Source organism: Macrococcus bovicus, from assembly GCF_004359575.1.
GTDB lineage: Bacteria > Bacillota > Bacilli > Staphylococcales > Staphylococcaceae > Macrococcus > Macrococcus bovicus.
Window position 1 is genome coordinate 276184 of sequence record NZ_SCWF01000001.1, and the last position, 13392, is coordinate 289575.

10 protein-coding genes and 1 other RNA gene are annotated in these 13392 nt (G+C 48.1%); 3 read left to right on the top strand and 8 right to left on the bottom strand.

Going from position 1 to position 13392, the window contains the following annotated elements; all coding sequences use genetic code 11:
* Positions 1 to 47: 47 nt before the first annotated feature.
* The 5 genes from alaS to ERX55_RS01660 form a co-directional block, all read right to left on the bottom strand.
* Positions 48 to 2666, bottom strand: coding sequence for an alanine--tRNA ligase (alaS, locus tag ERX55_RS01640; RefSeq protein WP_133450836.1), 2619 nt, complete (start codon positions 2664 to 2666; stop codon positions 48 to 50).
* A gap of 231 nt (positions 2667 to 2897) precedes the next feature.
* The gene (gene recD2, locus ERX55_RS01645) at positions 2898 to 5261 is read right to left on the bottom strand and encodes an SF1B family DNA helicase RecD2 (RefSeq protein ID WP_133450837.1); all 2364 of its coding nucleotides are present in this window, start codon (positions 5259 to 5261) and stop codon (positions 2898 to 2900) included.
* Between the two features lie 2 nt (positions 5262 to 5263).
* Positions 5264 to 5926 carry a tetratricopeptide repeat protein gene (locus ERX55_RS01650; RefSeq protein ID WP_208001498.1) on the bottom strand — a complete coding sequence of 221 codons (663 nt, stop codon included), beginning with the start codon at positions 5924 to 5926 and terminating at the stop codon, positions 5264 to 5266.
* Between the two features lie 50 nt (positions 5927 to 5976).
* Positions 5977 to 7089 (bottom strand): tRNA 2-thiouridine(34) synthase MnmA, encoded by a 1113-nt coding sequence (gene mnmA / locus ERX55_RS01655; protein ID WP_133450839.1) that lies wholly within the window; start codon positions 7087 to 7089, stop codon positions 5977 to 5979.
* A gap of 2 nt (positions 7090 to 7091) precedes the next feature.
* A complete protein-coding gene (locus tag ERX55_RS01660) occupies positions 7092 to 8237 on the bottom strand; it encodes a cysteine desulfurase family protein (protein WP_133450840.1) in 1146 nt (381 codons plus the stop codon).
* Positions 8238 to 8368: 131 nt separating this feature from the next.
* Between ERX55_RS01660 and ERX55_RS01665 the strand changes: the two genes are divergently transcribed.
* Together ERX55_RS01665 and ERX55_RS01670 are read left to right on the top strand one after the other, a co-directional pair.
* Positions 8369 to 9256, top strand: coding sequence for a nuclease-related domain-containing protein (locus tag ERX55_RS01665; protein ID WP_133450841.1), 888 nt, complete (start codon positions 8369 to 8371; stop codon positions 9254 to 9256).
* A 206-nt stretch (positions 9257 to 9462) separates the two neighbouring features.
* A complete protein-coding gene (locus tag ERX55_RS01670; protein ID WP_133450842.1) occupies positions 9463 to 10458 on the top strand; it encodes an LLM class flavin-dependent oxidoreductase in 996 nt (331 codons plus the stop codon).
* 28 nt (positions 10459 to 10486) lie between these two features.
* Here the strand turns inward: ERX55_RS01670 and cymR are convergent, their stop codons facing one another.
* Complete coding sequence (gene cymR, locus ERX55_RS01675) at positions 10487 to 10906, bottom strand: cysteine metabolism transcriptional regulator CymR (RefSeq protein WP_133450843.1); 420 nt, start codon at positions 10904 to 10906, stop codon at positions 10487 to 10489.
* 84 nt (positions 10907 to 10990) lie between these two features.
* On the opposite strand from cymR, the gene ERX55_RS01680 reads away from it, so the two are divergent.
* Positions 10991 to 12250 (top strand): replication-associated recombination protein A, encoded by a 1260-nt coding sequence (locus tag ERX55_RS01680; protein ID WP_133450844.1) that lies wholly within the window; start codon positions 10991 to 10993, stop codon positions 12248 to 12250.
* A gap of 78 nt (positions 12251 to 12328) precedes the next feature.
* Here ERX55_RS01680 and ERX55_RS01685 read toward each other — a convergent pair whose 3' ends face one another.
* Together ERX55_RS01685 and ssrS are read right to left on the bottom strand one after the other, a co-directional pair.
* Complete coding sequence (locus ERX55_RS01685; RefSeq protein ID WP_133450845.1) at positions 12329 to 13102, bottom strand: tRNA threonylcarbamoyladenosine dehydratase; 774 nt, start codon at positions 13100 to 13102, stop codon at positions 12329 to 12331.
* Positions 13103 to 13198: 96 nt separating this feature from the next.
* Positions 13199 to 13386, bottom strand: a non-coding RNA gene (ssrS, locus tag ERX55_RS01690) — 6S RNA.
* Between the last annotated feature and the right edge of the window lie 6 nt (positions 13387 to 13392).

Genomic DNA, 13392 nt, shown 5'->3' on the forward strand with positions numbered 1-13392 from the left:
CACATTACATTTGTTCACATTGTATCATATCTTAAATGCTCGATAAATTATAGCGATTTAATGTGTTCTTTAACAAACTGTAATGCTTCTGTCACTTTAGAAGGGTCGTTTGAACCGCCTTGCGCAGAATCAGGACGGCCTCCTCCTTTACCGCCTGTCACACCGGCCACACCTTTAATCAGGTCGCCGGCTTTGACACGGTCCGTTAAGGATTGAGCAACAGTGGCCATGTAGCTGAGTTTATCTGATTTTGCAATCAGGAAGATCACTGTATCCGGCAGCTTAGACTTATAGTCATCCATCAGATCACGTAATGCCTTCGCGTCAGCCGCTTCGACTTCCAGCGCTAAAGTCCGGATGCCGCCTAAGTCTTCAGTCAGTGTCGTAATATCGCCGACCTTCAAGTTCGTCAGTTCACGTTTCGTATCTGCAAGCTCTTTAGTCAGCTGTCTCTCTGTCTGAACGAGTTCTTCCACTTTCGCTTCAAGCTGGTCTGCATGTTTCACTTTTAATGTCGCAGCCAGCTGATCTGCCACTGCTTCAAAGTGAGTAAGGAATTCAAAGGCCGCCTGACCGGTTACCGCTTCTATACGTCTGACGCCTGCACCTGTGCCTGATTCTGAGACAATCTTGAACAAGCCGATTTCTGAAGTATTCCGTACATGGACACCGCCGCACAGCTCAATTGAGAAGTCGCTCATTTCGACAACCCGAACCACTTCACCGTACTTCTCTCCGAACAGTGCCATCGCGCCTTTTTCTTTCGCTTGTGCAATCGGCATCTGTTCAATCACGACAGGAATATTCCCCCAGATCTTCTGATTGACAATCGCTTCCACCTGCTTCAGTTCTTCTTGTGTCACCGGACCGAAGTGTGAGAAGTCAAAGCGCAGACGGTCTGGTGTCACGAGTGAGCCCGCCTGATTGACATGCGTGCCAAGCACTTGTTTCAAGGCTGCGTGCATCAAGTGAGTCGCACTATGGTTTTTGATGATAGAGTGGCGGAATTCAGGGTTGACGTTCGCCAGGACTGTCGCACCCCGGTGTACACGGCCGAATTTGACCGTTCCCGTGTGTAAATTCTGGCCATTCGGCGCTTTAACGACCTCTGTCACTGCAATTTCAAAGTCATCATGGCTGACCAGCCCGGTATCCGCAATCTGACCACCGCTCACTGCATAGAAAGGCGTCTCCCGCAGGACAAACTGGATGACGTCGCCGCTTTCGGCTGAATCCGTGAGGACGCCGTCAACCAGAATATCTTCTATTTCTGTCGTTGCTTCCAGAGTCTCATAGCCCACGAATACACTTGGTGTCGTGATATTAGCAAGCGTTTCATTCTGTACCTGCATACTTTGCGTCTGCTGACGTGATTCGCGGGCACGCGTCCGCTGTTCAGCCATTGCGCTTTCAAATCCTGCATGATCGACTGTCAGGCCGCTCTCTTCAGCCAGTTCTTCTGTCAGCTCAACCGGGAAACCGAATGTATCATACAGCTTGAAGACATCTTCACCTTTCAGTTCACCCTCTGCCGTCTCCTTCAGACGATTGAAATGGATTAAACCTTCCTCCAATGTTTCATGGAAACGGTCTTCCTCAGATTTAATGACCCGTTTGATGAAATCTTTCTGTTCTTCGACTGATGGATAGTAAGCTTTCATGATGGCAGCCACGATATCAACGAGCTGATACATGAACGGTTCATTGATGTTCAGCTTCTGAGCGAAACGGACTGCACGGCGGAGCAGGCGACGGAGGACGTATCCGCGTCCTTCATTCGATGGCAGTGCCCCGTCACCAATCGCAAAGGCTACTGTACGGATATGGTCCGCGATAACTTTGAAGGCGACGTCCTGATCTTTATCTACGCCATATGATTGACCCGAAATACGCTCTGTCTCCTGAATGATCGGCAGGAAGAGATCGGTGTCAAAGTTCGTCGGAACATTCTGCGAGACGCTCGCCATACGTTCAAGTCCCATACCCGTATCAATGTTCTGTTTCGGCAGTGGTGAATACGTATGGTCCGGATTATGGTTGAACTCAGAGAAGACCAGGTTCCAGATTTCCAGATAGCGCTCATTTTCGCCGCCCGGATACATTTCCTCAGCCGGATCGTCCTTGCCGTATGCCTCGCCCCGGTCATAGAAAATCTCTGTGTTCGGTCCAGAAGGCCCTTCACCGATATCCCAGAAGTTGCCTTCTATGCGTGTGATACGGTCGTCTGTCAGTCCGATATCGTTCACCCAGATATCGTAGGCTTCTGTGTCTTCCGGATGAATGGTCACATACAGTTTTTCCGGCTCAATGGCCATCCATCTCTCACTCGTCAGGAACTCCCAGGCAAATGCCACTGCTTCCTTCTTGAAGTAATCGCCGATAGAGAAGTTGCCGAGCATCTCGAAGAATGTATGGTGACGTGCTGTGAAGCCGACGTTCTCAATATCATTTGTCCGGATTGACTTCTGCGCATTCGTGATTCTCGGGTTCGCCGGAATCACTCTGCCATCGAAATATTTCTTCAGCGTCGCAACCCCTGAATTGATCCAGAGAAGGGTATCGTCATCAATCGGTACGAGTGGTGCTGATGGTTCTATCATATGTCCTTTTTCTACAAAGAAGTCTAAATACATCTGTCTGATTTCTGCTGCTGTTAAACGTTTCATCCAATCTCTCCCTTAAAATAAAATACACGTCCATCCCTCAGAAAGGGACGAACGTGTTCGCGGTACCACCCTAGTTATGACCAAGTCATCACTCATAGTTCTATTCGTTTACACTGTATAAGCAGCGTTCAGAGCTTCCTGCATGCCTCTCACCAGCCGGCATGTCTCTCAAAGTTCAGCGTCGCTCCTACTCCTCTTATACTGAATATCTAAATTATATGAATTTCATCGTCATGCGTCAACTGTTTCATAGTCATAGGGAGAAATTCCGTCCATATTGATCATCGGTGAAATCAGATGCATATTCTCAGCCGTCATCTCACCGACCGGGATATCAGTTTCCTCGCTGCCGAAGTAATCCCGCAGATGCATAGCGAAGGACGTCATGCGCTCGAGACCCATCCTCTGGATCCCGTCCTCAAAAGCCTGGCGTTCCCCGCAGAGAACAAGGGATTGTCTGGCACGCGTCAGACCGGTGTAAAGGATGTTTTTCTGCAGCATGCGGTAATAGGCTTTGACGACCGGCATAATCACAATAGGAAATTCAGAGCCTTGAGCCTTATGGATGGAACAGCAGTAGGCGTGGGTCAGTTCAGTGAGATCCTGTTTCGTGTAGGTCACCTCATTGCCATCATAGTCCACGATGACGACATCCTTGTTCAGCGCATTTTCTGCTGCCATAAAAATACCGACCACCTCACCGATATCACCGTTGAAAACATTATCTTCCGGCCGGTTGACCAGCTGCAGCACTTTATCGCCCTCCCGGTATACGACATCACCGAACTCGAGCTCCCGTTTGTCCTCTTCTTTCGGATTGAGAATCTGCTGCAGCTCCTTATTCAGGAATTTGATGCCTGCTTTACCTTTGTAGATAGGAGCCAGCACCTGGATGTCCCGCATGTCATAGCCCTTATCCACAGCCTTTGAGACCACCTGATTGATAACAGAGGGAATCTGCTCGGTTCGGCATGGTATAAATGAACGGTCATTGTATCTCGCCGAAATATCAAAGGGCTGATTCTTCTTGATCTGATGGGCAAGTTCAATGATCGATGAGCCTTCCTGCTGACGATAGACCTCCGCAAGTTCAACCTGTGGCATGATCCTGGAATCAATCAGGTCACGGAAGACCTGGCCGGGCCCAACTGACGGCAGCTGATCCTGGTCACCGACAAAGATGATCTGGCAATCGTTCGGCACAGCACGCATCAGCTGGAACATCAGCCACGTATCGACCATCGACATCTCATCAATGATGACAAGCTTCGCCGATATATCGTTTTCCAGGATATCATCCGGTTTATTCTCACGCGTCCAGCCGATCAGCCGGTGGATAGTCGTCGCCTCCAGACCAGTGGATTCTGACAGACGTTTAGATGCACGTCCTGTCGGTGCTGCGACAGCGACAGGAAAATCCGTGCCTTCATAGTCCTTATAGTCAAGGCTGAGACCATGAAGTTCAGCATATAGATTCACAATCCCGCGTATCACTGTCGTCTTACCGGTCCCTGGCCCCCCGGATAGAATCATCATCTTATGACTCATCGCTGTCTCAAGTGCCTCACGCTGTTTTTCAGCATAAGTCACATCGAACTGCGCCTCCAGTTCACCGATTGCGAGCAGCACTTCTGACTGTTCAAACTGCTTGACCTTATCCTCTGTCTGATGCAGACGGTGCAGAATCTGGACGGTCTTCACCTCCGAAAAGAAGAGACTCGGCATGTAGATACGGTTCTGGTCATTCACCACTATCTTTTCCTCGCTGAGTTCAGTCAGCTTGTTGACGAGTAGACCAGAATCAACGTCTTCACCTGAAGCGGTCAATATATGATACGCTGCCTCCAGTAAAGCCTGTTCCTCAACATAGGTATGGCCATTCTGCAGACAAGCCTGCTCCAGTGTAAAGACAAGTGCCGCACGCAGCCTTTCGGGGTGACTGCCTGCAATGCCCAGTTTTCTGGCCAGTTCATCCGCTTTCGTAAAACCAATCCCCTGAATATCCATCACAAGCTGATAAGGGGACTGCTCGATGACTTTCAGCGTCTCTTCTTTATAGAACTGAAAGATTTTCATCGCAAGCTGCGGGCCGAAACCCCACTCGTTCAGTCGGATCATCGTCTTCTCAATGGCCTGATTTTCACTCACCGTCCGGTAGATCATCTCCTGCTTATCCTTCGAGAGCTTCGGTACCCGGTTCAGGACTTCCTTATCATTCATAATCTGTGTCAGGGCATCTTCTCCGAGCGTATCCACAATCTGCTGGGCGAGCTTCTTCCCGATGCCCTTGAAGAGATCGCTCGACAAATAATGGATGATACCTTCTCTTGTCTGCGGCATATCTTTCTCAAATTTGTCAGCGGAGAGCTGTTGACCATACTTGGCATGCGTGACTATCTTGCCTGTAAATGTATAGGTATCACCTTCTCCGATATGCGGCAGATAACCGGTGACCGTCGCTTCCTCGTCAAAGTCTTCATTCGATTCCAGGACTTCTACTTTCAGCACGGTATAATAATTGTCTGCATTCTGAAAAAGAAGACGAGTGACTGTGCCTTTAATATAGGACTGTTCGAATAAAGACATGTTCTCCAATCTTAACCCTCCCTCAATTGCTCAAACATCTTAATGGCATGCCCGGCCAGCAGATGATCCGGCTGCAGTTCAGTGATCTCCCGAAAACTGTCAAGCGCCTGTTCGATGTCCTCATCCTGCATATAACGGGCAAGTGCCAGATTATAGCGCGCATCTGTATGGTCAGGCTCTTCTGCCAGCACTTCAGTCAGAACAGTCACTGCCTCACTGTACATTTCGAGCTGACAGAGCACAAGCCCGTACTGAAAACCGACTTCAGTGTCAGCGGGTTTCATCTCATAGCTACGCATCAAATAAGGCATCGCTGTCTTAAAATCACCCAGATTGACAAACGACATACCGAGCATATAGAACGTATCTGCATCCTCCAGTCCATGCGCCACGGCTTTCTGATACAGTGTCGCCGCTTCCTGATAGCGTTCATGGTTGAAGTAGATATTGGCCAGTCCATAATAAGCGCCCCCATGCGTCTCGTCCAACGTCAGCGCCTTCTGGAAGAAGCGTTCCGCTTCTTCCAGCTTGTTGGCATCCGCGAGAATGGTGCCTGCATTGATATAATGATTGGCTTCTGCCGGTTCTTCATCTATCGCCTTAAACAGCAGTTCCAGTGCTTTGTCGTATTGTTTGCTTTTGATCAGTTCTACTAATATTCCGTCGTTCATAATACCCTCCATTTTCCTGCCATTATATCAAAAAAAGAAGACTTTCGTCTTCTTTATATGACATATGTGAGCTGCCCTGAATGTTTATAGACCTCATCAATTGTTGCCCCACCGAGACAGACGGCGTCCTGATAGAAGACAACTGCCTGACCAGGCGTGATAGCCCGTACGGGTTCTGCGAATGTGACCTTCAGCTGAGTAGCTGAAATCTTCTCCACTGTCACTTTCGTATCCTGCTGACGATATCTGAATTTCGCCGTGCATTCAAGCGGCGTTGTGAAATCCACAGCATTGACAAAACTGAAATCAGAGGCGATCAAGTAATCACTGTACAGTGAATCATGATGGAATCCTTGTTCGACGTAGAGAACATTTTCTTCAAGATTCTTACCCGCCACAAACCACGGGTCACCGTCGCCCCCTATACCTAGACCGTGACGCTGGCCGATCGTATAATACATCAGACCTGCATGTTCACCCATCGGTTCGCCGCTCAGTGTCACCATGCGGCCGCTCTGTGCAGGCAGATACTGACTGAGGAAATCCTTGAAATTACGTTCACCGATGAAACAGATGCCTGTCGAATCCTTTTTCTTTGCTGTCGCCAGATCATTTTCTGCGGCAATACGACGGACCTCAGACTTTTCCAGATGTCCGAGCGGGAACATGACGTGCTTCAGCTGGTCCTGTGATAACTGGTTCAGGAAATAAGTCTGATCCTTGTTTGAATCTTTCCCCCGCAACATTTCCACATGTCCGTCATCATGACGTCTGATCTGGGCATAATGACCGGTCGCCACGTAATCTGCGCCGAGCTTTAAGGCATGGTCGAGGAACGCCTTGAACTTGATTTCTTTGTTGCACATCACGTCCGGGTTAGGAGTGCGTCCCTTCTTATATTCATCCAGGAAGTAAGTAAATACTTTGTCCCAGTACTCTTTTTCAAAGTTGACGGCATAATACGGGATACCGATCTGATTGCAGACGGCGATCACATCTTCATAGTCTTCCGTCGCTGTACAGACACCATTTTCATCCGTATCATCCCAGTTTTTCATAAAAATACCGATAACATCGTAGCCTTGCTGTTTCAGAAGCAGTGCGGTCACTGAGCTATCGACACCGCCGGACATACCGACGACGACTTTTGTGTTTTCATTTGTCATGTTTATTCGCTTCTTTCTTTATTCATTTCGTATATTTTAAGGAGCTGATCGGCGATATAGTCGATTTCCTCCTCCTTCATCGCATAGCTGAAACTGAAACGGATCGACTGTTTCGTCCGTTTATCTTCTCCGAACATAGCGGTCAGCACGTGTGAGGGTTCAATCGAGCCTGCCGTACAGGCTGACCCGCTGGAGACATAGACCCCTGCCATATCAAGCAACGTCAGCATGATCTCAACGTCGCTGAACGGAAAGTACAGATTTGTGATATGCGGCAGCTGCATATTCTTGTTGCCGTTCATTTCAAAGGGGATAGTGCGCTCCTGCAGTGCGTTCAGGAAATATTCCTTCAGCTGCATCAGTCTGACATTCCGTGCATCCATGTCTGCTGCGGCAAGCGCAAGGGCCGTCGCCATTCCTTTGATCAGGGGCACATTCTCAGTACCTGCGCGGCGCTTCGTTTCCTGGGAACCGCCCAGCTGCTGAAATTCAAGTTCTGTCCCCTGTTTGATATAGAGAAGACCGATGCCTTTTGGGCCGTAAAATTTATGTGCGGTCAGACTGAGAAGGTCGATGCCCAGTTCTTTCACATCAAGCGGCAGATGGCCAGCTGTCTGGACTGCATCTGTATGAAAATACGCCTGATGGTCTTTCAGAAGTCCCGAGATTTCGTCGATCTGCTGTATAGACCCTACTTCATTGTTACCGAACATGATAGAGACAAGAATCGTATCCGGTCTGAGCGCCTGCTCTAATGAGTCGATATTCACTTCACCGTAATCATTGACGGGCAGATAAGTGACGTCGAATCCCTCCTTCTCCAGATGCTGAAAGACATGGAGGACTGAATGATGCTCGATCTGCGAGGTGATGAGATGTCTGCCGAGATGCTGGCGTTTATAAGCGGTCCCTTTGATCGCAGTGTTATTCGATTCTGTCGCACCGCTCGTGAACATGATTTCCTTCGGCTCTGCATTCAGTAAGCCAGCCATTTCACGTCGTGCACTGTCGACGATATGACGTGCCGCCCGCCCCGTCTTATGAATGGATGATGGATTGCCATAAGTGTTCTCATATACTTCCATCATCGCCGCACTGACTTCGGGTGCTACAGGTGTTGTTGCTGAATAATCTGCATAAACTTCCATCTCAAGAAGACCTCCTTTTTTTCAATACTCTATATTAGCATCGTTTGAATGAAATTACCACATTATGAAACTTTACAAAAATTAATAAATAATTCCGTGGATTCTTAACGATTATTGAATGGAGGTGTTTTTTGAAACGGAAACTTTTAATGCTGGAGCTCTTACATAGCCGCGCTGAAACAGATGTACGCCAGCTTGAAAGAGAGCGTAAAGGTATATCAGGCGAAAAGATGGTGAGAGAGCTGATCGATGAAAAGATGGTGTTAGAGGACGTGACTTTGGAGATTGACGGGTCGGTTATTCAGCTGGATTTTATAGTTATTGCCGCAGGACGGGTGACTGTTCTGGAGGTGAAACATCATTCCAGCGACTATGTAATCCGTGAGAATATCTGGTATTTCAATGATGGTCAGCAAGCTTCAAATCCTTTCTATCAGCTTGAACGTACTCGTGGGCTGATGGAGAAATATTTGAGGCAACGCGGGTTCAGAGTGCCTGTCTGGGGGTTTATCGTCTGGACAAATATAGCGAGTCATGTTTATGGACTTAAGCAGGATGACCCTTTTATGACACCAGGTAAACTGGTGCGTTATATGAGTGAGAATCTGTTTAGAGCGGATTTAGTGTTAAGGGATATGATTGATAGAGACAGAATGCGGGTGTCTCCTTTTGACAAAATAGAACTGGACACTAAAGAATTGGCGTCTGGCCTTCACTGCCTGAAGTGTTTTTCACTGGAGGTGAAAAGGACAAGGAAAACTGTTTTGTGTACGAAGTGTCAGTATTCTGCCTCTACATCAGAAGTGGTTAAAGCGCATATCATTTACTACTGCCTGCTATATGATAGAACAAACTTTCAGATTAAAGACATAATGACTTTTACTGGTGAACTGATCAGCCTGCGAACGCTGCAGACATGTATCGGTCAGTTAGTTGAAACCGGGATATTATGTAGAATCCATCGTACAGAGTTTCAGTTGCTGCACATGGAAGAGTTGATCAGAAGGATAAAGGATTGAAACCGGACTCTCGCGCCAAATGAAAAGTCAATAAGCGTGTGAGCCCAGCCTCGCGCCAAATGAAAAGTCAATAAGCGTGTGAGCCCAGCCTCGCGCCAAATGAAAAGTCATTCTGCGCGACAGCTCACCCATAAGCATATCTATAACGTCTACCACCCTCTAAATGCTAAAATTGTCTTAGCCATTTTCAGAAAGAAGGATAAAACATGCATACAATCAATGTTCCCGTTTCAGTTCTCAATCTAGCACCTATCAGAGCAGGTGAAGATGCGAAGCAAGCCATTGACAATGTGGTTGACCTGGCGCAGTACGTTGAGGAGCTCGGCTACAATCGATTCTGGATTGCGGAGCATCATAATACACCGAACCTTGCGAGCTCTGCCACTGTCATTTTAATCAACCAGGTGCTGAATCATACACAGTCTATCCAGGTGGGTGCAGGAGGGATCATGCTGCCCAATCACGCGCCCCTCGTGGTCGCTGAACAGTTCGGCACGATGGAGACTCTCTTCCCGAACCGCTTAAACCTCGGTCTGGGTCGCGCACCCGGCACTGATATGCTGACAGCGAGTGCACTTCGTCGTAGCCAGCACGATTCTGTCCATACTTTCCCGGATGATGTCGCTTCTCTTCTCCAGTATTTCGGACCTGAGGAGACACAGGGATATGTCAGAGCCTATCCGGGTGCTGATACGAATGTACCCGTCTTCATCCTCGGCTCATCAACAGATTCCGCGCATCTCGCTGCACGTATGGGCCTGCCTTACGTCTTTGCCTCTCATTTTGCGCCTGAACAGATGCGGGAAGCCATTGCCATTTATCGCAATCTCTTTACTCCGTCCAAATATCTGGCTGAGCCCTATGTCATGGTAGGAATGAATGTCATTGCCGCTGAAACAGACGAGGAAGCGGAGTTTCTCTCTTCCAGCATGCATCTGATGTTCCTCAGTATCATCAGAAATGCCAGACAGCCGATGCAGCCCCCGACTGATCAACTCGATGCCATCTGGAGTCCGCAGGAAAAACTGATGGCCATGTCACGGACCACCACGAGTCTGATCGGTTCGAAAGCAACCATTAAACGGCAGTTCGAAGCCTTCCAGCAAGAATATCAGGTCGATGAAATCATCGCCGTCTCCTATATTTATGATCAAGACAAACTGAAGCGCAGCTACCAGATCTTAAAAGAAATCACTTCATAAAAAAACGGCTCAGAACTGAGCCGTTTTTTTAAATATAGTACATATAACCCTCTATCATTTCTTCAGCGCGGTGGTTCATCAAATCTTCAAGCGTTGTACTATCCAGCACCTCTTTTACCGCATCACGAATCTTGATCCACAGCTGCTGCTGGGCAGGTGGTTCATCTTCCAGCGTCTCAACAAGCGTAATCGGCCCTTCCAGCAGTCTGATCACATCACCTGCTGTAATGTCAGATGGTGCTTTCATCAGCTGGTAGCCTCCTTTTGCGCCTCTAATGCTGCGGATCAGGCCGGCATTGCGGAGCGGACCGACCAGCTGTTCCAGGTAAAGGTCACTTAACTCATTTTCTTCTGCGATAGTTTTCAACGAGATGGCACCCTCACCGTACCGCTTGGCCAGGCTGATCATCAATGTCAGGCCGTATCGACCTTTTGTAGAAATTTTCATGCATCTTACTCCTTTTCCTCTCACAATCAATTTTAACACATCTCATCTCAAAATAAGGTAATATTTATATAAAGGAGGCACGTTATGGAACCATTAGCCTATAGAATGAGACCTCAGAATATCGACGATGTCATCGGTCAGCAACATCTGGTCGGTGATAAAGGAATCATCAGAAGAATGGTCGACGCCAGAAGACTATCTTCCATGATTCTTTACGGACCGCCTGGTACCGGTAAGACCAGTATCGCACGGGCCATTGCCGGCTCGACCGCGGCCAAGTTCCGTCAGCTGAATGCGGTGACGGATACTAAAAAAGATTTGCAGATAGTGGCAGAAGAAGCAAAGATGTCCGGCCAGGTCATCCTCCTGCTCGACGAAATTCACCGGCTGGATAAAGCTAAGCAGGATTTTCTTCTCCCTCACCTGGAGAATGGCAGAATTATTTTAATCGGTGCCACCACTTCCAACCCTTATCATGCCATCAACCCCGCCATCCGGTCACGCACACAGATATTTGAACTGACCGCTTTGACACCGGAGGATATACGCAGCGCACTCAACCGTGCACTGACCGACAAAGAAAACGGCTTCGGCCATAAGGACCTTCAGATAGATGACGCCGCGCTCGACCATTTTGTCCAGGCACCCGGCGGCGATGTCCGAGCCAGTCTGAACGCTCTCGAGCTTGCTGTGCTGTCTGCTGATGAACCGATTCATATCACACGCCAGGACGCTGAAGATTGTCTCCAGAAATCGTCCTTTAACTTCGATAAAGACGGCGACTTTCATTATGATGTGATGAGTGCATTTCAGAAATCTATCCGGGGGAGTGATGTCGATGCAGCACTCCACTATCTCGCACGACTGATTGAAGGTGGCGACCTGCCGACCATCGCAAGACGGCTGCTCGTCATCAGCTTTGAAGATATCGGGCTCGCCTCTCCCCAGGCTGCTTCCAGAACCCTTGCTGCAATAGAGGCGGCAGAACGGCTCGGTTTTCCGGAGGCCCGCATTCCACTCTCGCAGGCAGTCATAGAACTCTGTCTGAGCCCGAAATCCAATTCAGCTATCACAGCCATAGACCGCGCGCTCAGTGATGTCCGTAAAGGTCTGTCTGGTGATATCCCGAAACATCTGAAGGACGGCCATTATCAAGGTGCGAAAGACCTCGGCAATGCTACCGGTTACTTATATCCTCACAACTACGAGGGCGGCTATGTTCAGCAGCAGTATCTGCCCGACAAGCTGAAGAATAAGACCTATTACGAGCCCAGAGAGACCAGTAAATCCGAGCAGCAGTTCAAACAGATTTACGATAATATTGTCAGACAGAAAAAAAAGTGACAGCTGTCACTTTTTTTCATTAGGCAGCCTTTATCAAGAGGCCCATGCCAGTTCTTGAATAAAATTAAGTCCTCAAGTTTATTGTTGGCCTTTATCTTTAACGCGTGTCACCGGAATGTCTTTTAAAATATCATTGACCACATAACTCGCACAGATCAGACCGACCACACTAGGCACAAATGCATTGGAGGACGGCGGCATCTGCGCCTTACGAATCGCTGCATCCGGATTACCGACATAACGCTTCACGTCCTCACGAATCACGATCGGGCTTTCATCAGAAAAGACGACCGGAATGCCTTTTGTGATCCGCTCCTTCTTCAGTCGTGTACGGATGACTTTCGCCATTGGATCTGTATGGGTCTTAGAGATATCAGCAATCTTAAAGCGGGTAGGGTCGGTTTTGTTCGCTGCGCCCATACTCGAAATGATTTTGATGCCTCGCTTCAGACATTCCTTCATCAGGTGAACCTTGTAGACGATGGTATCAGAAGCGTCAACGATGTAGTCAATAGGATAACTGAAAAGCTCCTCGTAAGTCTCTTCTGTATAGAACATATGCATCGGTGTGACTTGACAGTCTGGATTGATCAGCTTGATACGTTCTTCCATCAACGTCACTTTCGACTGACCCACTGTTGTCGTCAAAGCATGCAGCTGACGGTTGACATTCGTGATATCCACATCATCCTTATCAATCAGAATAATATGGCCGATGTTCGTTCTGGCCAAGGCCTCTGCCGCAAATGAGCCGACACCGCCGACACCTAGAATGGCAACGGTCTTACTCTTCAGGAGATCAAGGCCTTCTGTCCCATATGCCAGTTCATTTCTTGAAAACTGATGTTTCATTCTATCCCACTCTTTCATTAATATTTCGTCTCTATATCCTACCATATCACTCATATATATGCATAAAAAAATACAGGACCGAAGTCCTGTAAATCGATAATATCCAACTGAGCCGTCATTATTAAGTTGATTATTTTGGCCTGCTATAAACAGGTGGGTGCCCCGTTTCTTACCTTGCACGTCCTCCAGGAGAGGCGTGTGCTCAGCATGAAAACCTATCTGGCTCCCTAATCAAAAGTGTTAGGTCAAAATAGAAAAACAAATGTCGAACTCTTCAGATATTCATCTTA